This window comes from Corynebacterium sp. HMSC072G08, from assembly GCF_001809185.1.
GTDB lineage: Bacteria > Actinomycetota > Actinomycetes > Mycobacteriales > Mycobacteriaceae > Corynebacterium > Corynebacterium phoceense.
In genome coordinates, this window is the sequence record NZ_KV796420.1 from 67,616 (window position 1) to 94,465 (window position 26,850).

Consider the following 26,850-nt stretch of genomic DNA (forward strand, 5'->3'; position numbering starts at 1 on the left):
ATGAAACTCTACGATCCCACCACCCACCGTTTCCTCGGTATCCCGGCCGACTTCTCGGGCCTTACCAACCCCGCCGCGCGACTCGGCGCCTTCGAACCGGAGAACCCGAAGCTCCTCGTCCCGCGCGCCGCAGGCATCGGCTGGGACTTCAACATCGGCGCCATTGCCAGCCGCCTAGGTCTCATCCGCCCCGACGACTCGCTCCCCGACCTCGAGGCCCACATCCCAGCCACCACGATCGCCGTCCTGCGCGGCGCACCGTGGACGCTCCTCGCCCTGAGCACCGCAGCGGCCCTCCCCGCCATCAAGGACGGTCGCCCGCTTCCCCGGAAGTGGTCAGCCACCTTCGCCCCCAAGAAATGGACGAGCCCCGCCCGCGCCATGCTGAGCTCCATCCTCCCCGCCGCAGCCGTCGCTGGCTTCGCCGAGTGGACCACGCGCCGCGACAACAAGCTGGATGTCACCGGCAGCCTTCTCGCGACCAGCCTGGGCGCCATGTCCCTGCTGCTCACTCTCGCCGCCCGCCAGGCTGCCGATGCCCCCGCTACCGCCCGCGCGCTCAGCGCCGCCGGCACGCTCGCCCTCCCCGTCGTCGAGGTCGCAGGCTTCGTCGCCGTCATCAAGTCGGCGCTCGCTCAGGTCGACCGCGAGCGCAAGCGCCCAGCATCGTCCGTAGCTGCGGCGTAAGGCCCGCGCATTCGACGCGCGCCGCCGGCGTGTAGTCGGCGGCACGCAGCCGTCCGCGTCGCACGGGCCTAGGCTTACCTTCCGGACCGCACGGCGTGGTCTCCCCGTCGTCCGGCAGCAGCTCGTAGCCCAGCTTGCGAGACACGCTTTCCGATGCCGCGTTCCCCACGACCCAGTCACTCGCAATGCTCGCCGCTCCCAGGTGGTCAAAGCAGAACTGCGCGACGGCATGGCGCACCAACGTTCCGAAGCCTTGGCCCTGGAACCGGTGGAAGACCCACGAGCCGGTGCTGACCTCGCGCGTATGCGCGAAGTCGCTGCTACGCATGTCGACGACGCCAATAGGCTCGCCGCCTGCGGTCACCAAGAAGTCGAGCGACCACTCTTCGGAGCTCAAGTTCGCACGGTTAAACCAGCGATGCTGCACCGAAGACTGCGGCGAATTATGGAAAACCCACGGAAACGCGTGTTCGGGCACATCGTCGCCGTAGACGTCGTGGACGCCCACGCCTGCAATACGCGCGACGTCTTCGTCGCGCAGGACGCGCACAGCAATCTCGTGCCGGTCATCGCGCGCCGCAATGCGCAATCCAAACGGCGGCCACATGTCCACCAGTGCAGCTTCGGAATCAACAGTCATGCGCAACATCGTACTGCGCGCACCACTACTAAAAGCGAAAACCCACGCCAAGCGGCGTGGGTTCGGCTCACAGCCGGTTACTTCTCAGCATCGTCCTCGTCGAGCGGAGGGAACTCAGGATCCCCGAACTCGTCGAGCGGCTGCGCCTCCGCAACCTCGTGGTCTGCTGGGGCTTCGCCTTCTCCGAGACCCGACTCGTTCATTGGGTTCGACAGCGAGCGCGACTGGGCGATGTCGTCGAGGACGGCATGCACGTAGGGTGCCGCCTTGTCTGTCGAGTACTCGCTGGCGAGCTCGACGCCTTCCACGATGGCCGTCGCCGTGGGCACGTCTGGGTTGAACAGCAGCTCCCACGCCGCGACGCGCATGATGGCGCGGTCGACGGCCGGCAGGCGATGGAACTCCCAGTCCTCTGAGAGGAAGCGGGCGATATTCTCGTCGATAATGTCGAGTTCCTCGGCCGCGCCGCGGACGATCTCTGCCGTGTACTCCGCGATGGGAGCCACACCGGACTCCTTGTCGCGGGCAAGCTGAATGCGGTCCTCCACGATCGCGACGGGATCGATATCGCGAGTCTCGGCCTCGAAGAGGATGTCGGCCGCGCGGCGACGCGCGCGGTAACGTGCGGTGTGTCGCTTGTAGTTGATGTCGCGCGACTTCTCTTTATCACTCACAGCGAGGGGGTGCCTTAGTTATTGACGCGGGAGAGGTACTCGCCGGTGCGGGTATCGATCTTGAGGACGTTGCCGATCTCGATAAACAGCGGGACCTGGATCTCAGCACCGGTCTCGAGGGTGGCAGGCTTGGTGCCGCCCGAGGAGCGGTCGCCCTGCAGGCCCGGCTCGGTGTGCTCGACCTTGAGGTCGACGGAGATGGGCAGCTCGCCGAAGAGGATCTCGCCCTCGTGGAAGGAGACCTGGACCTGCATGTTCTCCAGCAGGAACTTGCCAGCGTCACCGAACTTGTCGAACGGAACCTCGAACTGCTCGAAGGTCTTGTCGTCCATGATGACGTAGTTGGAGCCGTCGTTGTACAGGTAGGTCATCGTGCGGCGGTCGACCGTGGCGGTCTCGACCTTGACGCCCGCGTTGAAGGTCTTATCCGTGACCTTACCGGTGACGACGTCCTTGAGCTTGGTGCGCACGAACGCAGGGCCCTTGCCCGGCTTGACGTGCTGGAACTCGATAATCTGCTGCAGCTTGTTGTCCATCTTGAGGACAAGGCCGTTCTTAAAGTCGGTGGTATCAGCCATGGAAGGTTTTTCTCCTGGGTCTTTTACGAATGAATGGGCGTATGAAAACAGTGTCTAAGCCTACCACCGCGCACGGTCCCTGCTGGAATGGGACCCGCGCACGGGGACGCAGGCATTAAATCTCGCGCATATCCTTCGGGTACTGCGTAATGATCTGCGGCGCGCCCGAGGTGATGATGAGCGTGTCCTCGATGCGCACGCCGCCCTTACCCGGCACGTAGATGCCCGGCTCGATGGTAAGCGTCATGCCCTCGGCCAGCTCGCCCGTGCCGGTCTTCGCAGCGTACGGCCCCTCGTGGACGTCGAGACCCACGCCGTGGCCGGTGGAATGGACGAAATACTCGCCGTAGCCTGCGTCCTCGATGACGGTGCGGCTCGCGGCGTCGACGTCGACGAGCTTCGCGCCCGGCACCGCGGCGCGCACGCCGGCCAGCTGCGACTCGAGCACGACGTTGTAGATTTCCTTGGCGAAGTCGTTGGCCTCGCCCACGACGAAGGTACGCGTGCAGTCCGAGTTGAAGCCTCGGAGGTGCGCGCCGAAGTCGATGGTGACGAGGTCGCCGTTTTCAATAACGCGGTCGTCCGCGCCGTGGTGCGGCTTCGCGGAGTTCGGACCGGAGGCAACGATGGTGTCGAAGGACACGCGCTCCGAGCCGAGGGTGCGCATGCGGTACTCGAGATCCGCGGCGACCTGGCGCTCGGTGCGTCCCGCGGCGAGCTCGCCCGCGTCGATGAGCTGGGTGAGCGCCGTGTTGGCCAGCTCCGCGATCTCGGTGAGGCGGCGCAACTCGTGCTGGTCCTTGACCAGACGGATGTCTTCGATAACACCGGTGACGGGCACGAGCGTGATATCGGAGGGCGCGGCTGCGGTGAGCTTTTCCAGCTGGGAGACGGAGACGTAGTCCGCCTCGTAGCCCACGCGCATGGGGCCGGTGAGGGTCTTGAGCAGCTCCTCGCCTACCGCGCGGCCCAGAATGGCCTTGAGATCCGGGACCTCCTCGGCGATCTGCGTGGTGTAGCGGCCGTCCGTCGCCATCGTCGCCGTGAGATCCTTGCGCAGCAGCAGGCCGCCGTTGGATCCGGAAAAGCCGGACAGGTAGCGCACGTGCGTGAGGTGGGTGACCAGCATGGCGTCGATGCGCTGGCCGGCGAGCTGCGCGGCGAGCTTGCGGCGACGGTTACTAAAACGGGTATCAGCCAGGGCCATGGTGGTCTCCTCTGTCATACAACGGCCGGGACCCCAGCGCGTGACGCGCGGGGTCTCGTGCGGACGAAACGAACGCCCTCTATGGTAGCCCGGTCCACGGCCGGAAATGCTCGATTGGGGGTAATTGACGCCGCGCCGCTGCGCCTACGCCGACTGCGCGAAGTATTCGAGCGCCGCGAGGTAGCCAAAGGTGCCGAGACCCGCGATAACGCCGCGCGCAATCGGTGACAAATACGAGAAGTGACGAAATTCCTCGCGGGCGTGGACGTTGGAGATGTGGACCTCGACGAAGCCCGCGCCGTCAGCAATCTCCGCCAGCGCGTCACGCAAGGCGACCGAGGTGTGGGTAAAGCCGCCGGGGTTGATGATGACGCCCGCCTTCGCGTCCGCCGCGGCGTGGACTCGGTCGATCAAGGCACCCTCGTGGTTGGACTGGAAAAACTCGACCTCCAGGCCCAGCTGGGCGGCGCGGTCGGCGACCATGGCCTCCACGTCCGCGAGCGTCGTCGAGCCGTAAATCTCCGGCTGGCGCTTGCCCAAGCGGTTGAGATTCGGTCCGTTGAGAACGACAATCTTCATGAATTCTCCTTTACTCCGAAATGGCCTCGTACGCCGCACGCATCTCATCCTCGGTGGCGTCTTCAATGCGCGTCGTCGCGCCGATATCCGTGAGCGCGACGAAGCGGATATGGCCGCCGCGGTTCTTCTTATCGTGCGTCATGCCGGCGTAAAGCTCCTCGAAGTGGCCGCCCTCATACGTCGTGGGCAAGCCTATCGCGGTCAAAATAGCGCGGTGCGTTGAGAGCAGCTCAGGCGTAATAAGCCCGCGCGCCGCCGAGAGATTCGCGATAAACATCATGCCCACCGCGACGGCGTTGCCGTGGCGCCAGGTGTAGTGCTCGCGCAGCTCGACCGCGTGGCCGAAGGTGTGGCCGTAGTTGAGGGTTTCGCGCAGGCCCGACTCTTTGAGGTCCTGGCCCACGACGTGGGCCTTAACCGTAATCGAGCGCGTGACCAGCTCGGGCAGGAAACCGTCCACGTCGAGGCACGCAGCCGGATCTACGAGATAACGCTCGATAATGACGGGATCGTGGATGAAACCGGTCTTAATGATTTCCGCTGAGCCGGCGCGCAGCTCGTCTTCCGGCAGCGTGCGCAGGAGGTTGAGATCCACGAAAACGGAGTCCGGCTCATGGAACGCGCCCACGAGGTTCTTGCCTGCTGCGGTGTTGATGCCGGTCTTGCCGCCCACGGCGGCGTCGACCATGGCCAGCAGCGTCGTGGGAGCTTGAATGACCTTGATGCCGCGCATCCAGCCAGAGGCCACGAAGCCGGCGAGGTCCGTCGCCGCGCCGCCGCCCAGGCCGATGAGCGCGTCGGCGCGCGAAAAATTCGCCTCGCCCAGCTGGTCCCACAGCTCGCCGCACACGGCGAGCGTCTTACCCGCCTCCGCGTCCGGGATGGGCAGGAGCACCGGCGTCACATTGAGCGATTCCAACGCCGAAGCGATCTGGCGCGCCGCCGCCGCAAGCGCCGGCTGGTGGACGATGCCCACGTTACGCGCACCGATGGTGCGCACCCGCGCGACGATATCGTCAGACAAATCGTGGCCAATGCTCACCACATAGGGGCACGGGCCGTTGACGGCAACGGTGTCCTGGATCATGTCTTCTCCTTAGAGGCTTTCGAGGAAGCTCAAAATATCGCCCACCACTTGCTGCGGCGAGCGGCCGTCGGTACGCGCGCGGAAGTCCGCGACCTCGCGGTAGTACGCGGCGCGGTCCTCGAGCAGCTGGCGGTAATGCGCGACGGGATCTGCAGCGGCGAGCACCGGCCGGGTGTTCTCGTTGGCCGTGCGGCGCACGCCTTCCTCCGCGCTCACGTCGATGAGTACGACGGTCATCGCCTCGAGCAGATCGCGGTTGGCCTGCGAGATCACGGCGCCACCGCCCAGCGAAACCACGCCATCCGACAGCAGCGCGTTGGCCACGTGCTTTTCTTCCAGCTCACGGAAGGCCGGCTCGCCGAGAGCTGCGAAGACCTCGCCACAGGAGCGGCCCTCGGCGGCCTCGATGAGCGCGTCCGAATCCACGAACTCACAGTTGAGCGCACGAGACAGGCGGCGGCCGATGGTCGACTTTCCCGCCCCCGGCGGGCCCACAAGCACGACGCGCGGACGGTGACCGAAGTGGATGGCCTTCTCGACGGTCTCCGGCCCCGCGGCCGTGACCTCGTCCGCGACAGGCTGCGGGCTATTGAGTCGGTCGGTCATCTACTCCCCCTCCGGAAAGCTCAGGCGTTTAGCGACATACTCCTGGTACGCCGCGATATTGCGCTTCGTCTCGGCGAGCGAATCCCCACCGAACTTCTCCAGGACCGCACGCGCGAGCACGAGCGCCACCATGGCCTCGGCGACCACGCCGCCGGCAGGCACCGCACACACGTCGGAGCGTTGGTGAATACCGCTCGCTGCCTTGCCCGTGGCCATATCCACGGTCTTCAGCGCGCGCGGCACCGTCGAAATCGGCTTGAGCCCCGCGCGCACGCGCAGCGTCTGGCCATTGGTCATGCCACCTTCCAGGCCGCCCGCGCGGTTCGTGAGGCGCGTGACGCCGCCCTCCGCGCGCACCATCTCGTCGTGCGCCTCGGAGCCACGGCGGCGAGCTTCCTCAAAGCCGTCGCCAATCTCTACGCCCTTGACTGACTGGATGCCCATGAGCGCGGCCGCCAGCTGGGCATCCAGGCGATCCTCGCCCGAGATGTGCGAGCCCAGCCCGATGGGCAGGCCGTCCACGATGACCTCCACGATGCCGCCTAGCGTGTCTCCCTGCTTCTTCGCCGCCTCAATCTCGGCGACCATGGACGCCTCCGCGCTTGCCGATGCCGCCCGCACCGGCGAAGCGTCGATACCCTCCAGGTCAGCGAAGGTAGGGGTGGCATCGGAAGGCTCAGACGCCCCGATGGAGATGACGTGGGAAAATACCTCGACGCCGAGGGTCTCGCGCAGGAAATTGCGCGCGACGGTAGCGGCCGCAACGCGGGCGGCGGTCTCGCGTGCAGAGGAACGCTCGAGGATGGGGCGCGCGCCATCGTGGTCATACTTCACCATGCCGGCGAAATCGGCGTGGCCTGGGCGCGGGCGGGTGAGCTTGGCGCCGCGGCCCGACTCCATGCCCTTGGCGACCTCCGGATCGTCCATGTCCAGCGGTGCCGGGGACATAATCGTGGTCCACTTGGGCCACTCGGTGTTGCCGATCTGGATGGCGATGGGGCTGCCAATCGTCTTTCCGTGGAGGATGCCGGCGAGCAGCGTGAGCTCATCCTGTTCAAACTTCATGCGCGCGCCGCGGCCATAACCCAGACGACGGCGGGACAGTTGCAAGGCAATCTCTTCTTCTGTGATGGGAACGCCAGCGGGCATGTGCTCAATCATCGCGATGAGCGCCTGGCCGTGGGATTCTCCGGCAGTAGTCCAACGAAGCATGCGGATTATTATCGCACGCCGCGCGGGCCCATGCTGGCACTAGGTCGCCAGTGCTTTTAAATTCATATGCCGTGCGGCCCCCACATACCCCACGCGAGGACGCTGCCCGCCGCAGCAAGCATGCCAGGGCCATGCGCGGGAGCGGGATCACCTGCGCCAGCCCAGTGCCACCGCGCTGCCTGCGCGACGAGCGTCGCAACGTTCGCGAGGAAGACCGCCGCAAGCACGCCCGGCCACCCCGTTACGTGTGCCACGGCGATGCCCAGCGATAGCGCAAGCTTGATATCCCCGCCGCCGATGCCGCCCCGGGCCACCCCCAGCGCCAAATACAGTCCCGCCCACGCGCAGCCGGCGAGGCTTATCCAGGGCAGCGCGCCAGCCGCGGCGGGCAGCGTGAGCCACGCGGGCAGCCGGCGCTCGCGCACGTCGAAGCGCCACAACGCAGCCGCCCAGGCTACGACGAGTATCCCCACGAGTCCACCCCACATGCCGCCCGATACTAGCGGTCCCGAGCGTGACGCGCAGGCTTAGCCGATCTGCAGCACGCTGCGCAGCTCGGGCTGCTCTACACCATCGTCGTGCTCTTCTGTCTCCAGGGGTGAGTACGTCATAGCGCAGCCCTGGGCCGTCGCGCGCGTCGCGCTGCCGCTGCTGTGCTACTTCGTCGTGATGTTCGGCGTCGCACTCGTCGCGGCCCGGGCCGCGGGCATGCCCTACGATCGCTCCGCGTCCGTCGCCTTTACGGCAGCGGGCAATAATTTTGAGCTTGCTATCGCCGTGGCCATCGGTACCTTCGGCGCCGAGTCCGGCCAAGCGCTCGCCGGTACGGTGGGCCCGCTCGTCGCGCTCGTCTACTTCATGCGTTGGGCGGGCCCACGCTCTTCCCCGATGACGCGACGTTGCCACCGGCGCGCGTTTAGTCGCGCTTCTTCAGCGTTTCGAGGAGCGCGTCCACCATCGCTGCGCGCGGCGCCGAGAGCCCGGTGAACTGCTCGAATTGGCTGAAAGACTGGTGCGCCAGCATGATGTGCCCACCCACGGTGGGATAACCGTCCGCCGCAGTGTATGCCATGAGCGGTGTGGGTAGCGTGTCGTAAATGACGTCGAGCACCGGCGCATGGCTGAGCGCCTCGAGGTGGTCCGTGAGTGCAGCGGACGGCACTGTCGAGACGATGACGTCAGCCTGCTTGACGCGCGCCCGCAGATTGTCGGCGTAGCTCACCGGGGTGAGGTTGAGCTCGAGGGCATCGGCAAGCTTGGCAAACTCTGCCGTGCGGTCCCGGCGGTTGAGCACATCGATGTCGCGGTAGCCGCGTTGCGCCAAGCCCCACAGTGCCGGGCGGGCCGTGCCACCGGCCCCAATGACCAGTGCCCTGCGGCCCGTGCCAGGCGTGGCCCCCATGAGCTCAGCCAAGGCGCCGGCGATGCCCTCGGTGTCTGTGTTGTCCGCGCGCCAGCCGCCGCCCTCGAGGCGCACGAGCGTATTCGCCGAGCCCATAAGCCGCGCGCGATCGGTGACCTCCGTCGCGAAGTTGAGGGCAGCGAACTTGCCGGGCATCGTCACCGAGAACCCACGGAAGTCGGACTCGGACTCCCCCACGCGCTCCGGCAGCTCCTCGGCGGTGGTCTCGAAGCACTCATAGCTCCAGTCGTCGAGCCCCAAGGCCGCGTAACCCGCATTGTGCAGGACGGGCGAGAGCGAGTGCGCGATGGGTGAACCAAGAACGGCGGCGCGGGGCATGGAAAGGGCCTTTCACTAGGACGAACGTGAGCGGCAGACGGCGGAGGGGACCCGGCGAGAACCTACGGTTCCGTATCCACAGTCTGGATCTTTGCCCATTATATTGGGCAAGAAAATCGGGGTTATCCACAGGCGCACGCACGGGCCATTGCCGCGGTAGTGACGCTGGCCATAGCGTCGCAGGCATGACTATCTCCTATGTTGAAGCGACCACCATTGGCGTCGACTCTCTCCGCGACCTCGTCGGTCTCGAATCCAAAGACCTCCGCGCCCAGGGCGTGCCGAAGACCGATGCCTTCGACGGCGTGAAGCTCGCCCACATCTACTGGGGCCCGACGCACGCGACGCGCTTACAGCGCAAGGCTCGCGATGCTGCGCGCACCCGCAGGCATACCGTGAAAACGTTGAAGAAGATCGAAAACCACGTCAAAAAGGAAAAGAAAACTCCCGACCGGCTGCGCGTGAAACTTTGCGATACGCCCGCCGAGAAAATCGACGAGGTGGCCGCGAAATGGCTGCCCGCGCCGGAGAAGAAGCCAACGGCGCGCCACACGTACCGCAAGGACGGCTGGCACAAGCTCGTCCTCGACACGAACGAGCCGTGGCTCATCGACTTGTTCAATCTTCTACCCGGAGTCAACGAATCCGGGCCGCAGAATTTCGACAACCTATTAGAAGGATTCAAGGCGCTCACCGAGGGCAAAGCCAAAGACACCGTGCCCGGGCGCGCGGCGCATATCGTCATCACTCTCGATGATGTTGAAGAGATCCTCGATGGAACCGCGGGCGAGAAGAAGTTTCGCGCCACGGACGGGACGGTGCGCACGGGCAAACAGCTCGTCGAGGAGAAGCTGCTCGGCGCGGGGCTTGTCACGCTGGCCACGCGGTGGAACGAGCCGGTGGATTGCTACCGGGTCACGCCGCTGTTCAATCGGAAGCAGACCGCCATGGCGTGGGCGCTATGGCCGCAGTGCATCCACCCGGGTTGCAAGGCGCCTGCCATGAAGTGCCAGCGCGACCATCTCATCGCCTGGGCGAAAGGCGGGATGACGAACGCGTCGAATCTCGTGCCGCTGTGCGCCCACCATAACGGCAAGAAAGCAGATGGGAATTCCTATTTTCGAGACGAAGATGGCGTGCTGTGGTTCGTCACACCGTACGGCAAGCGCATCGAGTGCACGGTGGACTAACACGGCAAGCGCCCCGCCCGCGGAGTGCGGACGGGGCGGCATGCGGCGGCGTTACTGCTCGGCGTTGCCTGACGCGCCGGCGCCTTCGCCCTCGCGCTGCGAGTCGAGAATGCCGGAGTTGATGGCGCGGTCGACGTTGGCCAGGTGCTCATCGTAGTTGTTGCTGAACACCGTGGTGCCCTGCTCGTCGACGGTGACGAAGAACGTCCAGTCGCCCTCAGCCGGGTTCTCCATGGCCTGGATGGCGTCTTCGGATGGCGACGCGATCGGAGTATCCGGCAGACCGTCCTTGGCGTAGGTGTTCCACGGGGTCTCGCGGGCGCGGGCCTCGTCCGTCGTGGCGAGTTCGACGTCCGCGAGGTCATAGTTAACCGTGGAGTCGAACTCGAGGCGCATAGGCTCGGCGAGACGGTTGAGGATGACGCGGGCGACCTTGTCGAACTCGCCGGCTGGCGCCTCGCGCTCGACGAGGGAGGCTGCGGTGAGCAACTCGTAGGGGCTCAGGTTCATCGCCTGCGCGCGCTCCACGATATTGGTCTCGTTGTACTGCTTCGTCGAACGCGTGATGAGGTCGGTGAGGATCTCCTGGGCCGACATATTCGGGTCCAGCACGTACTGGCCAGGGGCGATGAGGCCCTCAAGGCGCTTCGGGTCGTTGCCGCGCGCACGGATAGCGTCGAGTGCCCATTCCGGGGCACCAAGCTCGACCGGGTCGACGTTGGCCGCGACGCGCTCCAGTTCTGCCTTGTCCACGCAGGAACCGTCAGAGCAGGAGACCTTGGAGATCTTCGAGTAAATGCCGTAGCGGATATCGCCGCCGACGACGACCACGTCGCTGAGCGTGAGGCCGCCGGGCACGTCGAGCATGTCCACCTTATTCTCGTCGTTGAGCAACGCGGATACGGCGGACTTCGCGCTCATCTCCTCCTGCAGGCGGAAGAAGCCGGGCTGAATCTGCGAGGCCATCGGGTTGTTGGCGACGGCGGTCTGGAAGGACTCCTCCGAGGCGACGACATTCTTCTCCACGAGCTGGGGTCCCAGCTGCGACATAGAGCTGCCCTCTTCGACTTGTACGAGCTGCGTCACGCCGTTGCCCTCACCTTCGTAGTCCTTAGGCACGCCGAGATCGCGCAGGTTATGCCACGCGACATAGCCGATCGTTCCGACGATCAGCACGATGGACGCGACGAGCACGGCCAAGCCGTTTTGGCGTCGCTTGACGTACTTCGGTTCCATGCGCTTGCCGATGCGCTGTTCGTTACGGCTCACTGAAGCTTCAATCTCCTCGTTTCCGGGGTGCCGCGGCCAGGCGTCGCGCCGAGCCGCGGGCGGGGGCTTAGTCCGCCAAGGCGTTAGCGCGGCCGTCTAGCCACGACTGCAAAATCTCTACCGCCGCCGCTTGGTCGATGACCGCGCGGCCCTTGCGCTCGCTCACGCCAGACGCACGCAGTGCATGAGTCGCAGCGACTGTGGTGAGCCGCTCGTCCGCCATGCGTACGGGAGGTAGAACTTTATCCATAGTGGCACCTGCGGCCAGCCTACGGCGGATGCGAAACGCGATTTCTTTAGCATGTTTCACACTTTTTGACCCATTGGCGTGCAAATCACGGGGCAAACCGACCACGACTTCCACGACATCGTAGTCCTCGATGAGTTCGAGGATGCGGTCGATGTCGCCTTTGTCGCGGTCCTTGAACCCCGTCTCGCGCGGCACGGTCTCCACGGGCGTGGCGAGCTTCGCGTCACGGTCGGACACGGCGACACCAATGCGCACCGTGCCCACGTCGAGCGCAAGGCGGCGGCCCAGGCCCGGGTCGTCGACGCCGGGCTTATCGGGTTCGACTTTCGCCATTGGCTTAGAGCGACTCGACGTAGCTCTTGAGGGCGGCGAAGCCCTCTTCGATGCCGGCGGCGTTGGAGCCGGAGCCCTGCGCCATGTCCGGCTTGCCGCCGCCCTTGCCGCCGACGAACTCGCCAAAGCGCTTGACGAGGTCGCCGGACTTGACGCCGCGGGCGATGGCGGCATCGGAAGCAGCGGCGATGAACGGCACCTTGGGGCCGTCCTCGGCAGCGAGGAAGATGATGGCAGCCTCGTCGCGGACGCGGTTGCGAATCTCCGTCGCGACGGTGCGCAGGTCCTTGCCGGACGTGCCCTTGGGCAGGCGCGTGGTGAGCACGCGGAAGCCGTTGATGTCACCGGCACCGGCGAGGAACTCCGAAGCCTTCGCTGCGAGCTGGGCGGAACGCAGATGCTCGATTTCCTTCTCCGCGGCCTTAAGCTTCTCTGCCAGCTGGGCGACGCGCTCCGGCAGGTCCTCGGTCTGGACCTTGAGCTCGCGGGAGACGCCCTCGATAAGCGCGGTCTCCTTAGAGTAGTAACGGAAGGCGTCGAGACCCGAGTAGGCCTCGATACGGCGTGCGCCGGAGCCCACGGAGGACTCGCCGAGCACGGAGACCGGGCCGATCTGAGCCGTGGCGCCGACGTGCGTACCGCCGCAGAGCTCGAGGGAGAACGGGCCGCCCATCTCAACGACGCGGACCTTCGAGCCGTAGTTTTCGCCGAAGAGCGCCATGGCGCCCATGGCCTTGGCTTCCTCGAGCGAGGTCTTGATGGTGTTGACCTGGAAGTTCGCGTCGACAGCCTGGTTGGTAATCGTCGCGATTTCCTGCAGCTGCTCCGGAGTGAGCTGCTCGGTGTAGTTGAAGTCAAAGCGCAGGTAGCCCGGGCGGTTCATAGAACCGGCCTGGACGGCCGTGGGGCCGAGCACCTGGCGCAGGGCGGCGTGGATGAGGTGCGTGGCGGAGTGCGCCTGGACGGCGCCATGGCGCCACTCTTCGTTGACCTCCGCCGTGACGGACTGGCCGAGGTCCAGGCCGCCAGCCGTGACGGTCGCCTTGTGGACCCACAGCTTCTTGCCGATTTTCTGAACGTCGCCGACCTCAAGCAGGGTCTCGCCCGCAAAGAGGCGACCGCGGTCAGCCATCTGGCCGCCGGCCTCGGCGTAGAGCGGCGTCTGGTCGAGGATGACCTCGACCTCGTCGCCCTCGGAGACCTCGGTGACCTTTTCGCCGCCGCGCAGCAGGCCGATGACCTTTGCGTCGGAGGTGAGCTCCTCGTAACCGGTGAATACGGTCGGGTTATTATCGACCCACTCGCGGTAGATGGACAGGTCCGCATGGCCGTGCTTCTTGGCCTGATTATCGGCCTTAGCGCGGCGACGCTGCTCGCCCATTGCCTCGTTGAAGCCGTCCATGTCGACCTCGAGGCCGGCCTCGTTAGCCATCTCAAGCGTGAGGTCGATCGGGAAGCCGTAGGTGTCGTGCAGCTCGAAGGCCTTGTCGCCAGAAAGGACCTTCGGCGTCTTGGCGCGTGAGGTGTTCTTGAGTTCCTCGACGGCCTCGTCGAAGAGCTTCGTGCCGGACTCGAGGGTCTTGAGGAAGGCCTTCTCCTCGGTGAGGGCGACGCGCAGGATGCGCTCGCGGTTGTCTGCAATTTCCGGGTAGGACGGCGTCATGGTGTCCATGATGGTGTTCATGAACTGCTCCAGCGTGGCGCCCTTGGCACCCAGCAGGCGAGCGGAACGCACGATGCGGCGCAGCAGGCGGCGCAAGATGTAGCCGCGGCCCTCGTTGGACGGGGTGACGCCGTCGAGGATGAGCATCATGCCGGTACGGGAGTGGTCAGCGATGACGCGGAAACGGATATTGTCTTCCTTCGGCGCGCCGTCGCCGTACGTGGAGCCGGTAAGTTTCTCCGCCTCGTCAATGACGGGGCGCAGGAGGTCCGTCTCGTAGACGTTGTCCACGTCTTGGAGGATGCAGGCCACGCGCTCGATGCCTAAGCCGGTATCGATGTTTTTCTTCGGCAGCGGGCCCACGATCTCGAAGTTGCCCTTGCCGATGCCCTCGCCGCGCTCATTCTGCATGAAGACCAGGTTCCAGATCTCCATGTAACGGTTATCGTCAGCAATGGGGCCGCCCTCAGCACCGTACTCCGGGCCACGGTCGTAGTAGATTTCCGAGCACGGGCCGCACGGGCCGGGAATACCCATGGACCAGTAGTTGTCTTCCATGCCTAAACGCTGGATGCGGTCTTCGGGCACGCCAATCTTGTCGCGCCAGATGTCGCGCGCCTCGTCGTCGTCGAGGTACACCGTCACCCACAGCCGCTCCGGGTCGAGGCCGAAGCCGCCGTCCTCGAGCGAGCCGGTGAGCAGCGCCCAGGCGTGCGTGATGGCGCCTTCCTTGAAGTACTGGCCGAACGAGAAGTTGCCGGCCATCTGGAAGAACGTGTTGTGGCGCGTCGTAATACCGACTTCCTCGATGTCGAGGGTGCGCACGCATTTCTGGATGGACGTCGCCGTGCCGTTGGGGAACGGCGGGTTCTGCTGCCCCAGGAAGTAGGGCTTAAACGGCACCATGCCGGCGTTGACGAACAGCAGGTTCGGGTCGTCGAGGATCAGCGAGGCGCTGGGCACGGCCTGGTGGCCGGCTTTGACGAAGTGCTGGGTAAAGCGTTCCCGAATCTCATGGGTTTTCACGTCGCAAACATCCTTATGTGCGGTAGCGTCAGCGGGGCGCAGCGCGCCCCTGGGTTTAACTCGCACAACTTTACCCGCTCCCCGCACATCGGGCGGAACCGGGGCGCCTACGCGCCGCTATTTTTTCCCGCGAATGAGGTTGCGCAGCCGCCCCAGGTAATCGCGGATGCGCGACTCGGCGCCGTGATTAGTGGGCTCGTAGTAGACCGCACCCGCCAGCTCGTCCGGCAGATACTGCTGCGCGACGACGCCGCGCGGGTCATCGTGCGGGTATTTGTAGCCCACCGCGTGGCCGAGCTTTTTCGCGCCTTCGTAGTGGCCGTCGCGCAGGTGGGGCGGGACGTGGCCAATCTTGCCCGCGGCGACGTCCGCCTGCGCCGCAGAAATCGCCGCGATAACCGCGTTCGACTTCGGCGCCGTCGCGAGATGAATGGTCGCCTGCGCGAGCGGAATGCGCGCCTCGGGCAGACCGATAAGCTGCGCCGCCTGCGCGGCCGCAACGGCCGTGTGCAGCGCCGTGGGATCCGCCATGCCGATGTCCTCAGACGCATGCACCATGAGCCGCCGCGCAATAAATCGCGGGTCCTCCCCCGCCTCAATCATGCGCGCGAGGTAATGCAGCGCCGCGTCAACATCCGAGCCACGGATGGACTTAATAAACGCGCTCACGACGTCGTAGTGCTGGTCACCGTCGCGGTCATAGCGAACGACGGCGCGATTGACGTTGTCCTTAATCGCCTGCGGGGTGATCTCCCCGCCGTCCGGCACAGCCTCCGCCGCGGCCTCCAGGTAGGTCAGCGTGCGCCGGGCGTCGCCGCCCGCGAGCAGGACCAGCTGGTCCAGCGCCTCTTCCGTGGCTCCCACGCGCTTGCCGATGCCCCGTTCGTCCTCCAAGGCCCGCCGCGCCAAGGTTTTCAGATCCTCCGGCTCCAACGAGTTGAGCTGGAGCAGCAGCGAGCGCGAGAGCAACGGCGCCACGACCGAGAACGACGGGTTCTCCGTCGTCGCGGCGACGAGCAGCACGGTGCGGTTCTCCACGGCGGCAAGCAAAGCATCTTGCTGCGTCTTGGAGAAACGGTGGACCTCGTCGATAAAGAGCACGGTGCGTCGGCCTTGGATGAGCTCTTGGCGCGCGTGCGTAATGACCTCACGGACTTGTTTTACGCCCGAGTCGAGCGCGGACAGCCCCACGAAGTTCTGGCCCATCGCCGACGCGATGAGCGAGGCGATGGTCGTCTTCCCCGTACCAGGCGGGCCGTAGAGGATGACGGAGGCCTCGCCGGAGCCCTCAACGAGGCGACGCAGCGGCTTACCCTCGCCGAGCAGATGGTCCTGGCCGAGTACCTCGTCAAGCGTGCGCGGGCGCATGCGCGCGGCGAGCGGGCTGCCGGCATGCGTAGCGAAGAGATCGCGGCCGGGGCGGGGCGCTGCGCCGGAGGGGGCATCGGCAGGCGCACCGAAGAGGGATTCCTGTGCCATATCAGTACGTGGATGGCGGGAGAAGGCGTGCGGCGACGTTCTGCGCGAAGACGGAGACGGGCAGGCATTCGTCAGTCTCACATTGTGCAGCGAAACGGCCGAGCGCCTCGAAGGTTTCGAAGAGGTCCTGGCGCACGAGCAGTTCGTCCTCGCTGAAGTGGCCCTCATCCGGGCTGCGGAGGATGGACTCACGGTTTTCCGTGGCGAGGATGTCCTCGCCGCGCGCGAGCGCGAGGATGCCCTCCAAGCTATCGGCGTAGAGCATCGTCACCGAAGACAATGCCCAGCCGATGAGCGAGGAAACAAGCAGGCGGTGGAGCTTATGCTCGTCCGCGTAGCGTGGCCAGGTCTCCGCGATTTCGCGGGCCCACGCGCCGACGAAGACGTCGGCCTCTTCGTTGGAGATGGGGCGCGAGAAGAGGAACTGCGGGAATCCGGCGATGACACACGCGACGTCGAATCCGACGTTGCGGAAACCGGCCCACTCGTAGTCGAGGAAGTAGATCTTGTCGCCGACCACGATATTGTCCGGCGAGAGATCAAAGGGCGTAAACGCGCGGGAGCGGCCGGACTGCTGGATTTCGGTGGCGTGCGTGGCCAGCTCCGTGAATTCAGCGGGCGGCTCGAGACCCGCGTCGCGCAAGAGGTCAAGGCCCATGAGAATAGAGCGCTGCAGTGCATCGTCGCGCTTAGCCTGGTTCGCGCGGTAATCGGGGTGCTTGTGCAGCATCCGCGCGAGCAGCGCCTCATAGTCCTGTTCGCGGCCCGCAGTGCCCGCATGCATGAGGCCGAGCTGCTCGCCGAGCAGGCGCACGATTTTGATGCGCTCCGCGTCATCGGCGGCGCGCAGGCGATCGACGAGGGTGTCGGCATCGCCGATGTCGGTGAGCACGACGATGCGCTGGTCCATGTCATAGGCCAGCAGCACCGGACCAGGGCGCACCTCCTCGGGAAGCGAGGTCGTGAACTGGTACGCAACGACCTCACTCATGAACGCCGAGTCGTCGATGGCGTGGCCTGTGACGGGCATGTGCTTGACCACGACGGAGCGATGCGGAAGGAACGCCGACGAGGACAGCCGCGCGCGGACGACCGTGGCGTTGCCCGAGCCACCCAACAGCTCGACGTCGCCAAGGTCCGGCGTGCCACCAAAGCGCCGCGCCAAGAGGTCGCGGGCGATGGCGACGACGCGATCGACGTCGAGGTCTTCTTGGGGAGCGTGCGGTGCGCCTAACGCGCCGTCTGGCGCGGGACTACCCGTCGCTGCGTCCATGATCTCTACAGCCTCCTGCACGAGTGCGTGCGGCGTGGATGCGCACGCGAAATAGAAAGTCTTGGCGGCGCGGCTGCGTAGGCCGCGCCATGGGCGTGGGCTCAGGCTACCTGCGACCGGTTCGCGTGAAGCACGCCGGTCCGCGGCAGCCGAAGCCTCGACAGGCTCGCCTTAAGCCTGGGCGGCGTCCTTCTTCGCCTTCTCCGGCTTGAAGTCCACGCCGGTCTCCTTGCGCTGCGCGGCCGGAATCGGGGCCGGGGCATCGGTAAGCGGGTCGACGCCGCCGCCGGACTTCGGGAAGGCAATGACGTCGCGAATGGACTCAAAGCCACCGAGCAGGGAGACGATACGGTCCCAGCCGAAGGCGATGCCGCCGTGCGGCGGAGCGCCGTACTGGAAGGCGTCGAGCAGGAAGCCGAACTTCTCCTGGGCTTCCTCTGCGCCAATGCCCATGACGTCGAAGACGCGCTTCTGGACATCATCCTGGTGGATACGGATGGAGCCGCCGCCAATCTCGTTGCCGTTGCAGACAATATCGTAGGCGTAAGCCAGCGCGGAGCCCGGGTCCTTGTCGAAGGAGTCGAGGAACTCCGGCTTCGGCGAGGTGAACGCGTGGTGCACAGCAGTCCACTTGGAGTGGCCGAGCGCGACGTCGCCGGAGGCGGTGGCGTCTGCGGACGGCTCGAACATCGGGGCGTCGACGACCCAGGTAAAGGCCCAGTCGCCGTCCTTGATGAGGTCGAGCTTCTTGGCGATCTCGCCACGCGCGGCGCCGAGCAGCGCGCGGGAAGACTTGGTGTCACCGGCAGCGAAGAAGATCGCGTCGCCCGGGTTCGCGCCGACATGGGCAGCGATGCCCTCGCGCTCAGCGTCGGTGATGTTCTTAGCGACCGGGCCGCCCAGCGTGCCGTCCTCGCCCACCGTGATGTAGGCCAGGCCCTTAGCGCCGCGCTGCTTCGCCCACTCCTGCCACGCGTCGAACTGACGGCGCGGCTGCGAGGCACCGCCTTCCATGACGACGGCGCCGACGTACTCGTTCTGGAACACGCGGAAGGTGGTGTCCTTGAAGAAGTCCGTGCACTCGACGATCTTGATGTCGAAACGCAGATCCGGCTTATCGGAGCCGTAGTACTTCATGGCGTGGTCGTAGGTCATGCGCGGGATCGGCGTGGTGATCTCGTAGCCGATGAGCTTCCATAGCTCGACGAGGATTTCCTCGGCCAGCGCGATGATGTCGTCCTGGTCGACGAAGGACATCTCAACGTCGAGCTGGGTAAACTCCGGCTGGCGGTCAGCGCGGAAGTCCTCATCACGGTAGCAGCGGGCGATCTGGTAATAGCGCTCCATGCCAGCGACCATGAGCAGCTGCTTGAACAGCTGCGGGGACTGCGGCAGGGCGTACCAAGAACCCGGCTTCAGGCGAGCCGGCACGAGGAAGTCGCGGGCGCCTTCCGGCGTGGAACGGGTGAGCGTCGGAGTCTCGATTTCCGTGAAGTCGTGGGAGTCGAGGACCTTGCGCGCAGCACGGTTGGCGGCAGAGCGCAGGCGCAGGGCATCACCTTGGGACTTGCGGCGCAGGTCGAGGTAGCGGTAGCGCAGGCGGGCTTCCTCGCCCACCTCACCGGAGGTGGAGGGGTCATCGATCTGGAACGGCAGCGCAGCAGACTTGTTGAGGACCTCGAGGTCAGACACGTTGACCTCGATCTCGCCCGAGGCGAGGTTCGGGTTGGCCGAGCCCTCCGGGCGCGGCTCGACGACGCCGGTGACCTTGACGCAGTACTCGGATCGCAGATCGTGGGCGCGCTCAGCAACCTCGGACTCGCGGAAGACGACCTGGGCAATACCGGAGCGGTCGCGCAGATCGATAAAGATCACTCCGCCGTGGTCGCGACGGCGGGAAACCCAGCCCGTCAGCGTCACGGTCTCACCGGCCAGCTCCTTGCGAAGCTCGCCTGCCAAATGGGTACGCAGCACTAGTGCTCATTCCTTTCAGATTTTTATTTCTCGGGGCCATCCGCCACGCGTAAACGGCGCGCGCAGTATGACCCACAAGTCGTGTTCCCGCCGAATGGGTCCTCGTTGGCCCCGGGGCGGCACCCCGCCTGGCGGCGTGCTCCGCGGCGCGGCGCACTGTGTCATAAAGGGCGGCCCTCAAGTTTACCCGCCCTCGCCCCACCGGGCAGTGATGAGGTCACCCCCACCCGTCCGGGTGAGTGGCCTGCAGACGCCGGATACACACTCGTCACTTATCTTTTACCCCAACCTGCGGGACGCGCAGTCCGAAACTGTGGTTGGATTGATTTTATGACATTTCGCTCAGGAGCAAATTACGAAGGCAGGCGCGCACGATCGGGTTCAGGCGGTCGCCGCGGCGGAACCATTGCGGCCGGCGGCGGCATTGGCACCCTGCTCCTCATCGGCCTGTTCCTGCTCATGGGCGGCAACCCCGGTGATCTAGGCGGGATGCTGGGCGCGAACGATTCTCAGGGCCAGATCGAGTCCGGCGAATCCACAGACGGAACCGATCCGCTCGCGCACTGCGACTCTGCAGAAGCTGCCAACACGTACGACGACTGCCGCGTCGAGGCGACGGCTCGTTCCGTCGACCAAGTGTGGACGGCCATCCTGCCGGAGCAAGCGGGGCTCGACTACACGGAGCCGGGACTTGTCATCTTCCAAGACGCCACCAATTCCGGCTGCGGCTATGCCAGCGCACAGACCGGCCCCTTCTACTGCCCGGGCGATCAGTCGGCGTACTTCGACACGTCCTTCTTTGACCAGCTCACCCAATTCGGCGCCGAGAACGCTCCGCTTGCGCAGGAGTACATCGTCGCGCACGAGTTCGGTCACCACATCCAGCAGATTGAAGGCACACTCGGCCTGTCGAACTACAACCAGCCGGGCGAAGACTCCAACGCGGTGAAGATCGAGCTGCAGGCCGACTGCTACGCCGGCATCTGGGCGCACCATGCCTCTGAGCCAGGCGCCAACGGCGAGGAGCCGTACATCGAAAAAATCACGGACGAGCAGGCGCAGTCCGCCATCGATACCGCCCGCGCCGTGGGCGACGACAATATTCAGCGTCGCTCCGGTGGCAAGGTCCGCCCCGACCAGTGGACGCACGGTTCTTCGGAACAGCGTGGCAACGCTTTCCTCACGGGTTACCGTGAGGGCACGATGTCCGCATGCGACTACTTGGAGCGCGGCGCCTACAACTCTTAAACGTCACACTGCGAGAGTCACGCATCATAGGCCCGCGACAACAGTGGGTAATCTCACGTGGTCACGGGCCGTTATGTATACAGTAGCCAACTCCACGCCACTGTCCGTTAACCTCCTGGCAACCTTGATCTTTTAGGTTTGACGGGTCCCGTTCGCGGGCTCTCGACTTAGAAGGAAAGGAAAGCCGTTGTCCCAAGCGATACACGCTGCCGCCCCCGCACCCAACAGTGCGCCGGGCAGCACAAAATCCAATGACTGGATATGGCATCTCTCGTTCGGCTTGCTCACGGCCGTCACGCTCGTCTGGTTTCTGCTGTGGACGAACGGTTACGTGGCCGAAGGCTCCAACAAGCTCGTCTTTATCACCGCCGTCATCTTCGCGATGTTCATGGCGTTTAACATCGGCGGTAACGATGTCGCTAACTCCTTCGGCACCTCCGTGGGTGCTGGCACGCTGACTATGAAGCAGGCGCTCGCCGTCGCCGCCATCTTTGAGGTCTCGGGCGCCATCCTGGCAGGCGGCGAAGTTACAGACACGGTGCGTTCCGGCATCGTGGACCTCGACGCCATCAATGGTCTCGATCCCATGGAGTTTGTCTACATTATGATGGCCGCACTCCTCGGTGCAGCAGCCTGGCTCTTAGTCGCCACGCGCATGGGCTGGCCGGTTTCGACGACACACTCGATCATCGGCGGCATCGTCGGCGCGGCTCTCACCGTCGGCTTCACCACCCACAAGGGCGGCTGGGAGATGGTCCAGTGGAGCGGCATCGGCACCATTGCTATCTCCTGGGTCCTCTCCCCCGTACTCGGCGGTGTGGCGGCCTGGCTGCTTTTTGGCTGGATTAAACGCTCCATCCTCTACTACAACGACGAAGCTGACGCAAAGCTGCGGGAAATTAAGACCCGCCGTTATGAAATGCGCGAAAAGCACAAGTCCAGCTTCGACCGCATGGACGAGCTGCAGAAGATTTCCTACACCAACGCCATGGCCCGCGACGCCGCCCTCGTGGCTGAAGAGAACTTCGACGCTGACCAGCTCGAGTCTGATTACTACCGTGAGCTCTACGCCATCAACATGGAGCAGTCGAGCGTCAACGCGCACCGCGCCTTGGAAAACTGGGTGCCCATTCTCGCCGCCGCGGGCGCTGTCATCATTTCCGCGATGATGCTCTTCAAGGGCCTCAAGCATGTGGGCCTTGACCTATCCTCGCTCCAAAACTTCCTCATCATGGGCATGGTGGGCGCCGTGGTGTGGATGGCCGTGGCCATCTTCGCGCGCACCCTCAAGCGCCACTCGCTGCAGCGCTCGACTTTCCTGCTCTTTAGCTGGATGCAGGTCTTTACCGCTTCCGCCTTCGCCTTCTCTCACGGCTCCAACGACATCGCCAACGCGATTGGCCCCTTCGTCGCCGTCATCGACGTGCTCAAGACCGGCCAGATCTCGGATGAGGCAGCCGTCCCTCCGGCCGTGATGATCGCGATGGGCATTGCGTTGATCGCCGGACTGTGGTTTATCGGTCGCTTCGTTATCCAGACCGTGGGTTCCGGCTTGACCCAAATGCACCCTTCCTCCGGCTTCGCCGCTGAGCTTTCCGCCGCTGCAGTCGTCATGGCCGCGTCCCTGTTGGGCCTGCCGGTCTCCTCGACCCATATCCTCATCGGCGCCGTCCTCGGTATCGGTATCGTCAACAAGGCAGCCAACTGGAACCTGATGAAGCCCATCGCCTTGGCATGGGTCATCACGCTACCGGCCGCCGCAGGTATCGCCGCTGTGACGGTGTCCATCCTTCGCGTCGTCTTCTAATAATCACCTCAGTCGCCTAAGCCGCCGCCCGGTCACCCGGGCTGGCGGTTCCGTCGTTTTCGCGCGCTGTCAGCGTGTGGTCACGCAGGTAGACTCGGGCACCATGACGCACACCTCCGCAGCCTTCTTCGCCGCATTCAACGACATCGAACAACATCTGCGCTCCCGGCTCAACGCCAAGAATTCAGACTCCTTCTGGTGGATGGCGGACCGCGCCGTAGAGCGGCACATCCTCTCAGGCAAGCAGGCGGAAACGCTCAAGGATTATTCCAACCTGCGCAACGCTATCGCGCATGGCCGCTACTACGACGGCGACCCCATCGCAGAGCCGCACCCGCGCGTCGTCGAAAGCATCGAAGGATTGCGCGACCTGCTTACTAATCCGCCCACGGCCTTGAGAATCCTGGGGGGACAGGACGTTGTCGTGCTGGAACCCAATGCATCCATCTCACAGGCGCTAAGCCTCATCGCCCAACACGACTTTTCGCAAATCCCCATCTATGAGAATGGTTCGTTCCTCCAGCTGCTCACCACCAACGTCATCACGCGGTGGGTCGCCGCGGACCTTGAGGATAATAGCCAGCTCGACGCCGTGACCGTGCGAGAAGTCCTCGCTTTCGGCGAGCCTGCAGACCGCGCCGTGTTCCTTGACCGCCAGGCCACCGCGCAGGAGGCCATAGACGCATTGACGGATCCCGCGAAGGACGGCACGCACGCATGTGCAGCCGTCATGACGGAGCACGGTAAGAAGAACCAAAGCCCCATTCGCATCATCACCCCCTCTGACCTGTCTGAACTCATCGACGCCGTCGAGTGGGAATAGATGAATTTCCGGTTGTTGTTACGTCATATAGAATTATTCAAGGATTAAACGTAAATAGCGAATGAATTAATTATAGGGAAAGGCCACGGCCATGCAGTTTGGTATTTTCACCATCGGTGACGTCACGAAAGACCCCACCAACGGCACCTCACCCACCGAGGCGCAGCGCATTAAGAACATGACGGAGCTCGCGCTCAAGGCCGAGGAAGTCGGACTTGACGTCTTCGCTACCGGCGAGCACCACAACCCGCCATTCGTGCCATCCTCCCCCACGACGCACCTAGCTTTCATCGCGGCGCAGACGAAGAATATTCAGCTCTCGACGTCTACGACGCTGATTACGACCAACGATCCCGTGAAGATCGCCGAGGATTACGTCTTCCTTCAGCACCTCGCTGGCGGCCGCGTGGATCTCATGATGGGCCGGGGCAATACCGGCCCGGTCTACCCGTGGTTCGGCAAAGATATCCGCCAGGGCATCCCGCTCGCCGTTGAGAATTATCACCTCCTTCGTCGCCTGTGGCGCGAACCCGTCGTCAACTGGCAGGGCAAGTTCCGCACGCCGCTGCAGTCGTACGTCTCCACCCCGGCCCCGCTCGACGGCGTGCCGCCGTTTGTCTGGCATGGGTCCATCCGCTCCCCACAGATTGCAGAGCAGGCCGCGTATTACGGCGACGGTTTCTTCCACAACAACATCTTCTGGAACAAGGAACACACCGCGAAGATGGTCGCGATGTACCGCCGCCGCTACGAGAAGTACGGCCACGGCCGCGCAGATCAGGCCATCGTCGGCCTGGGAGGCCAGGTCTTCATCGCAGACACGGAGCAGGAAGCCAAGGACACCTTCCGTCCTTACTTCGACAACGCGCCGGTCTACGGCCACGGTCCCTCGCTCGAGGACTACACCGCACAGACGCCACTGACCGTCGGCACCGTGGAGCAGGTTATCGATCGCACCATGCAGTTCGCGGACTGGGTGGGCGACTACCAGCGTCAGCTCTTCCTTGTCGACCACGCAGGGCTCCCTCAGGAGCTCGCGCTCAAGCAAGTGGAAATCCTCGGCACTGAGGTCGTGCCCGAGCTGCGCCGCCGCATGGAGGCCCGCCGCCCGGACCACGTCCCGTCCGATCCGCCCACCCACGGCTGGCTCCAGGACCACCGCGACGCCCCGCACTTCCAGGTCGCACCCGCCAAGGAGGAAAACCATGCGTAACCTCGTCGTCATCACCGCCGGCCTGTCTACTCCCTCCTCCACCCGCAAGCTTGCCGATGCCCTCTCCGCAGCCACCGAGTCCACAATCGGCGCCCGCGGCGAGGGCGTTAAGACCACCGTCTTCGAGCTGCGCGAGCTCGCCGGTGAGCTCGCCGAGGCCATGACGAACTGGGGCGCGGTGACCCCGCACCTCGACGAAGCCAAGCGCGCGATCTCCACAGCGGACGGGCTCATCGCCGTGACCCCGGCGTTCCAGGGCAGCTTCTCGGGACTGTTCAAGATGTTCTTCGATACGCTCGACACGCACGCGCTCGACGGATTGCCCACGCTCATTGGCGCCACGGGCGGCTCGACGCGGCATGCGCTCATGCTCGACTACGCCATGCGACCGCTGTTTAACTACCTCCACGCCGTCGTCGTCCCCACGGGCATCTACCAGTCCACGGACTCCTTCGGCTCCGAGGAAGGCGCTCAGACTGCACGCCGCATCGAACGCGCCGCGGCCCAGCTGGCCGACCTCATGGTGGGGCCCTCGGACCGCGTCGGGGGACTCAGCGGCATCGGCAGCAATGATGACTCCTCCCCGCGCCGGAAGACCGGCCTCGACCTCGAGGAAGACTTCGTGCCCTTCGAACAGCTCTTGGGCGGTCATACCGGCGACTAGTCCGTCGCCGCCGCGGCCTTCTGCATTATTGCAGGCGGCCGTAAACTATGCATGAGCTGGGCGAACCTTGCGAATACCCCCATTTAACCCCACTCTCGTGAGCCAGCGCGGCGCGGTCGCGGCCACGCGTTAGGATGGGTCGTCATCCCTTTGGCAACCCCGAATTTTCCGAAGGACTCATCTTTCCATGACTATTAGCGTCACCGATATCTTTTCGATCGGCATCGGCCCCTCCTCCTCGCACACCGTCGGTCCCATGCGCGCGGCCAAGGTTTTCGTGGAGTCTCTGCCCGAGTTCCCGGCGAAGGTCCACACACAGCTACGTGGCTCGCTCGCCGCCACGGGTAAGGGCCACGCGACCGACCGCGCGGTCATCCTGGGACTTGCCGGCTGGGAGCCGCTTACCGTGCCGCTCGACGCCAAGCCCGCACCCGGCTCGATTATCCCCTCCGCCGGCCGCGTCAAGGGCCCGCTGGGCTCGCTCGACTTCTCTATCGGCTTCGACCCGACGCCGGTGCCAGAACACCCCAACTGCCTCATCTTCAGTGCCTGGGACGCGGACGGCAACCTCGTAGCGTCGAACTCCGAGTACTTCTCGGTGGGCGGTGGTTTTATCCTCTCGCGCGCCGAGCTCGACGCCCAGCTGCGCGCCTCGGACGAGGTCCCCGCGGGCATGGCCGCCGCCTCCGTCGATGACGTGGTGCCTTATCCGTTTACCACCGGTGCCGAGCTCCTCGCCCACTGCGAGCGCACCGGCTTGCCGGTGTGGAAGGTCGTCCTCGCTAACGAGGAAAAGCTCCATGCCGACGAGGGTGGCGCCCAAGCCGTACTCGACCATCTCGACCTCGTGTGGGATACCATGCGCGAATGCGTCACCCAGGGCATCGCGACGAAGGGCATCTTGCCCGGCGGCCTCGACGTCACGCGCCGCGCGCCGAAGCTCTACACGCAGCTCCTCAACCGCCAGGATGACGAATCCTGCGGCTTCTCCGCCATGGAATGGGTCAACCTCTACGCACTCGCCGTCAACGAGCAAAATGCCGCGGGGGGCCGCGTCGTCACGGCGCCCACGAACGGCGCGTGCGGCATTATCCCGGCCGTCCTCCACTACGCGCGCGATTTCCAGGCAGGCTTCACGCGCGAGTCTGCTCGCCGCTACCTGCTCACCGCGGGTGCCGTGGGCATGATCATCAAGCAGAACGCGTCGATTTCCGGCGCTGAGGTCGGCTGTCAGGGCGAGGTCGGCTCGGCCTCCTCGATGGCCGCAGCCGGCATGGCCGAGCTCCTCGGCTGCACGCCGCGCCAGGTCGAAAACGCCGCCGAGATCGCCCTCGAGCATAACCTGGGGCTCACGTGCGACCCGGTGGGCGGCCTCGTGCAGATTCCGTGCATCGAGCGTAACGCCATCGGTGCTGTCAAGGCCATCAATGCCGCGCGCCTGGCGAAGATGAGCGACGGCGAACACCGCGTCTCCCTCGATGACGTCGTGGAGACGATGGCGGAGACGGGCCGCGACATGATGGACAAGTACAAGGAGACCTCCATCGGCGGCCTGGCGAAAACGCTCGGCTTCGCCGTCTCTCAGGTCGAGTGCTAAGCAGTCCCGTTCTCACCAGTTTCTCTTCGC

Annotated in this window: 24 protein-coding genes and 1 pseudogene; 9 read left to right on the forward strand and 16 right to left on the reverse strand. The window is 64.9% G+C overall.

Annotation, left to right across the window (positions count from 1 at the left end):
• A complete protein-coding gene (locus tag HMPREF2559_RS05200; protein ID WP_083297781.1) occupies positions 1–687 on the forward strand; it encodes a DUF5808 domain-containing protein in 687 nt (228 codons plus the stop codon).
• Here the strand turns inward: HMPREF2559_RS05200 and HMPREF2559_RS05205 are convergent.
• From HMPREF2559_RS05205 to HMPREF2559_RS05245, 9 genes are all read right to left on the reverse strand, one after another.
• Positions 620–1,327 carry a GNAT family N-acetyltransferase gene (locus HMPREF2559_RS05205; RefSeq protein WP_168162234.1) on the reverse strand — a complete coding sequence of 236 codons (708 nt, stop codon included), beginning with the start codon at positions 1,325–1,327 and terminating at the stop codon, positions 620–622. The two genes, HMPREF2559_RS05200 and HMPREF2559_RS05205, sit on opposite strands and share 68 nt — an antisense overlap.
• A 77-nt stretch (positions 1,328–1,404) precedes the next feature.
• Positions 1,405–2,001 (reverse strand): transcription antitermination factor NusB, encoded by a 597-nt coding sequence (nusB, locus tag HMPREF2559_RS05210; RefSeq protein ID WP_066493129.1) that lies wholly within the window; start codon positions 1,999–2,001, stop codon positions 1,405–1,407.
• A 14-nt stretch (positions 2,002–2,015) separates the two neighbouring features.
• Complete coding sequence (gene efp, locus HMPREF2559_RS05215) at positions 2,016–2,579, reverse strand: elongation factor P (protein ID WP_066493128.1); 564 nt, start codon at positions 2,577–2,579, stop codon at positions 2,016–2,018.
• Positions 2,580–2,694: 115 nt separating this feature from the next.
• Positions 2,695–3,786: a M24 family metallopeptidase gene (locus HMPREF2559_RS05220; protein WP_066493125.1), complete on the reverse strand. Its 1,092-nt coding sequence runs from the start codon at positions 3,784–3,786 to the stop codon at positions 2,695–2,697.
• A 144-nt stretch (positions 3,787–3,930) separates the two neighbouring features.
• Positions 3,931–4,365, reverse strand: a complete 435-nt coding sequence (gene aroQ, locus HMPREF2559_RS05225; protein ID WP_066493119.1) for a type II 3-dehydroquinate dehydratase — start codon at positions 4,363–4,365, stop codon at positions 3,931–3,933.
• 10 nt (positions 4,366–4,375) lie between these two features.
• Positions 4,376–5,452, reverse strand: a complete 1,077-nt coding sequence (gene aroB / locus HMPREF2559_RS05230; protein WP_066513376.1) for a 3-dehydroquinate synthase — start codon at positions 5,450–5,452, stop codon at positions 4,376–4,378.
• Positions 5,453–5,461: 9 nt separating this feature from the next.
• On the reverse strand, positions 5,462–6,058 hold the full coding sequence (locus tag HMPREF2559_RS05235; RefSeq protein WP_082723333.1) for a shikimate kinase: 597 nt from the start codon (positions 6,056–6,058) through the stop codon (positions 5,462–5,464).
• A complete protein-coding gene (aroC, locus tag HMPREF2559_RS05240) occupies positions 6,059–7,270 on the reverse strand; it encodes a chorismate synthase (protein WP_066513377.1) in 1,212 nt (403 codons plus the stop codon). It abuts the gene before it with no gap.
• Between the two features lie 62 nt (positions 7,271–7,332).
• Positions 7,333–7,758: a prepilin peptidase gene (locus HMPREF2559_RS05245; protein ID WP_066493112.1), complete on the reverse strand. Its 426-nt coding sequence runs from the start codon at positions 7,756–7,758 to the stop codon at positions 7,333–7,335.
• Between the two features lie 60 nt (positions 7,759–7,818).
• Here HMPREF2559_RS05245 and HMPREF2559_RS13230 point away from each other — a divergent pair.
• A pseudogene (locus HMPREF2559_RS13230) lies at positions 7,819–8,190 on the forward strand (arsenic resistance protein); the annotation flags it as partial.
• On the opposite strand, the gene HMPREF2559_RS05250 reads toward HMPREF2559_RS13230, so the two are convergent.
• Positions 8,187–9,011 (reverse strand): shikimate dehydrogenase, encoded by an 825-nt coding sequence (locus HMPREF2559_RS05250; RefSeq protein WP_070539761.1) that lies wholly within the window; start codon positions 9,009–9,011, stop codon positions 8,187–8,189. The pseudogene HMPREF2559_RS13230 and the gene HMPREF2559_RS05250 overlap by 4 nt on opposite strands.
• A gap of 185 nt (positions 9,012–9,196) precedes the next feature.
• On the opposite strand from HMPREF2559_RS05250, the gene HMPREF2559_RS05255 reads away from it, so the two are divergent.
• Positions 9,197–10,201, forward strand: coding sequence for an HNH endonuclease signature motif containing protein (locus tag HMPREF2559_RS05255; protein ID WP_066493106.1), 1,005 nt, complete (start codon positions 9,197–9,199; stop codon positions 10,199–10,201).
• Between the two features lie 51 nt (positions 10,202–10,252).
• Here HMPREF2559_RS05255 and mltG read toward each other — a convergent pair whose 3' ends face one another.
• The 6 genes from mltG to aspS form a co-directional block, all read right to left on the reverse strand.
• Entirely contained in the window at positions 10,253–11,437 is a 1,185-nt protein-coding gene (gene mltG / locus HMPREF2559_RS05260) for an endolytic transglycosylase MltG (protein ID WP_066513473.1), read from the reverse strand.
• A 100-nt stretch (positions 11,438–11,537) separates the two neighbouring features.
• Positions 11,538–12,053 carry a Holliday junction resolvase RuvX gene (ruvX, locus tag HMPREF2559_RS05265; protein WP_066493103.1) on the reverse strand — a complete coding sequence of 172 codons (516 nt, stop codon included), beginning with the start codon at positions 12,051–12,053 and terminating at the stop codon, positions 11,538–11,540.
• A 4-nt stretch (positions 12,054–12,057) separates the two neighbouring features.
• Complete coding sequence (gene alaS / locus HMPREF2559_RS05270; RefSeq protein WP_066493100.1) at positions 12,058–14,742, reverse strand: alanine--tRNA ligase; 2,685 nt, start codon at positions 14,740–14,742, stop codon at positions 12,058–12,060.
• A 117-nt stretch (positions 14,743–14,859) separates the two neighbouring features.
• Complete coding sequence (locus HMPREF2559_RS05275; protein WP_066513391.1) at positions 14,860–16,221, reverse strand: replication-associated recombination protein A; 1,362 nt, start codon at positions 16,219–16,221, stop codon at positions 14,860–14,862.
• A 1-nt stretch (position 16,222) separates the two neighbouring features.
• A complete protein-coding gene (locus tag HMPREF2559_RS05280; RefSeq protein WP_230384125.1) occupies positions 16,223–17,494 on the reverse strand; it encodes a phosphotransferase family protein in 1,272 nt (423 codons plus the stop codon).
• A gap of 171 nt (positions 17,495–17,665) precedes the next feature.
• Positions 17,666–19,468 carry an aspartate--tRNA ligase gene (aspS, locus tag HMPREF2559_RS05285; RefSeq protein WP_070539762.1) on the reverse strand — a complete coding sequence of 601 codons (1,803 nt, stop codon included), beginning with the start codon at positions 19,466–19,468 and terminating at the stop codon, positions 17,666–17,668.
• A gap of 330 nt (positions 19,469–19,798) precedes the next feature.
• On the opposite strand from aspS, the gene HMPREF2559_RS05290 reads away from it, so the two are divergent.
• From HMPREF2559_RS05290 to HMPREF2559_RS05315, 6 genes are all read left to right on the forward strand, one after another.
• Positions 19,799–20,716, forward strand: coding sequence for a KPN_02809 family neutral zinc metallopeptidase (locus HMPREF2559_RS05290; RefSeq protein ID WP_070539764.1), 918 nt, complete (start codon positions 19,799–19,801; stop codon positions 20,714–20,716).
• A gap of 187 nt (positions 20,717–20,903) precedes the next feature.
• Positions 20,904–22,523, forward strand: coding sequence for an inorganic phosphate transporter (locus HMPREF2559_RS05295; RefSeq protein ID WP_246818453.1), 1,620 nt, complete (start codon positions 20,904–20,906; stop codon positions 22,521–22,523).
• Between the two features lie 103 nt (positions 22,524–22,626).
• The gene (locus HMPREF2559_RS05300; protein ID WP_066513397.1) at positions 22,627–23,346 is read left to right on the forward strand and encodes a CBS domain-containing protein; all 720 of its coding nucleotides are present in this window, start codon (positions 22,627–22,629) and stop codon (positions 23,344–23,346) included.
• Between the two features lie 91 nt (positions 23,347–23,437).
• The gene (locus HMPREF2559_RS05305) at positions 23,438–24,559 is read left to right on the forward strand and encodes an LLM class flavin-dependent oxidoreductase (protein WP_066513400.1); all 1,122 of its coding nucleotides are present in this window, start codon (positions 23,438–23,440) and stop codon (positions 24,557–24,559) included.
• Positions 24,552–25,223 (forward strand): FMN reductase, encoded by a 672-nt coding sequence (locus tag HMPREF2559_RS05310; protein ID WP_068801811.1) that lies wholly within the window; start codon positions 24,552–24,554, stop codon positions 25,221–25,223. The genes HMPREF2559_RS05305 and HMPREF2559_RS05310 overlap by 8 nt, the downstream gene beginning before the upstream one ends.
• 187 nt (positions 25,224–25,410) lie before the next feature.
• A complete protein-coding gene (locus HMPREF2559_RS05315; RefSeq protein WP_066493081.1) occupies positions 25,411–26,820 on the forward strand; it encodes an L-serine ammonia-lyase in 1,410 nt (469 codons plus the stop codon).
• Positions 26,821–26,850 lie beyond the last annotated feature (30 nt).

What these genes read in the sequence shown, in the direction of transcription:
- HMPREF2559_RS05200 (WP_083297781.1), top strand. Translation starts at nt 1, where the DNA reads ATGAAACTCTACGATCCCACCACCCACCGTTTCCTCGGTATCCCGGCC.
- HMPREF2559_RS05205 (WP_168162234.1), bottom strand. Translation starts at nt 1,327, where the DNA reads ATGACTGTTGATTCCGAAGCTGCACTGGTGGACATGTGGCCGCCGTTT.
- efp (WP_066493128.1), bottom strand. Translation starts at nt 2,579, where the DNA reads ATGGCTGATACCACCGACTTTAAGAACGGCCTTGTCCTCAAGATGGAC.
- HMPREF2559_RS05220 (WP_066493125.1), bottom strand. Translation starts at nt 3,786, where the DNA reads ATGGCCCTGGCTGATACCCGTTTTAGTAACCGTCGCCGCAAGCTCGCC.
- aroQ (WP_066493119.1), bottom strand. Translation starts at nt 4,365, where the DNA reads ATGAAGATTGTCGTTCTCAACGGACCGAATCTCAACCGCTTGGGCAAG.
- aroB (WP_066513376.1), bottom strand. Translation starts at nt 5,452, where the DNA reads ATGATCCAGGACACCGTTGCCGTCAACGGCCCGTGCCCCTATGTGGTG.
- HMPREF2559_RS05235 (WP_082723333.1), bottom strand. Translation starts at nt 6,058, where the DNA reads ATGACCGACCGACTCAATAGCCCGCAGCCTGTCGCGGACGAGGTCACG.
- aroC (WP_066513377.1), bottom strand. Translation starts at nt 7,270, where the DNA reads ATGCTTCGTTGGACTACTGCCGGAGAATCCCACGGCCAGGCGCTCATC.
- HMPREF2559_RS05245 (WP_066493112.1), bottom strand. Translation starts at nt 7,758, where the DNA reads ATGTGGGGTGGACTCGTGGGGATACTCGTCGTAGCCTGGGCGGCTGCG.
- HMPREF2559_RS05250 (WP_070539761.1), bottom strand. Translation starts at nt 9,011, where the DNA reads ATGCCCCGCGCCGCCGTTCTTGGTTCACCCATCGCGCACTCGCTCTCG.
- HMPREF2559_RS05255 (WP_066493106.1), top strand. Translation starts at nt 9,197, where the DNA reads ATGACTATCTCCTATGTTGAAGCGACCACCATTGGCGTCGACTCTCTC.
- mltG (WP_066513473.1), bottom strand. Translation starts at nt 11,437, where the DNA reads ATGGAACCGAAGTACGTCAAGCGACGCCAAAACGGCTTGGCCGTGCTC.
- ruvX (WP_066493103.1), bottom strand. Translation starts at nt 12,053, where the DNA reads ATGGCGAAAGTCGAACCCGATAAGCCCGGCGTCGACGACCCGGGCCTG.
- HMPREF2559_RS05275 (WP_066513391.1), bottom strand. Translation starts at nt 16,221, where the DNA reads ATGGCACAGGAATCCCTCTTCGGTGCGCCTGCCGATGCCCCCTCCGGC.
- HMPREF2559_RS05280 (WP_230384125.1), bottom strand. Translation starts at nt 17,494, where the DNA reads ATGGACGCAGCGACGGGTAGTCCCGCGCCAGACGGCGCGTTAGGCGCA.
- HMPREF2559_RS05290 (WP_070539764.1), top strand. Translation starts at nt 19,799, where the DNA reads ATGACATTTCGCTCAGGAGCAAATTACGAAGGCAGGCGCGCACGATCG.
- HMPREF2559_RS05300 (WP_066513397.1), top strand. Translation starts at nt 22,627, where the DNA reads ATGACGCACACCTCCGCAGCCTTCTTCGCCGCATTCAACGACATCGAA.
- HMPREF2559_RS05305 (WP_066513400.1), top strand. Translation starts at nt 23,438, where the DNA reads ATGCAGTTTGGTATTTTCACCATCGGTGACGTCACGAAAGACCCCACC.
- HMPREF2559_RS05310 (WP_068801811.1), top strand. Translation starts at nt 24,552, where the DNA reads ATGCGTAACCTCGTCGTCATCACCGCCGGCCTGTCTACTCCCTCCTCC.
- HMPREF2559_RS05315 (WP_066493081.1), top strand. Translation starts at nt 25,411, where the DNA reads ATGACTATTAGCGTCACCGATATCTTTTCGATCGGCATCGGCCCCTCC.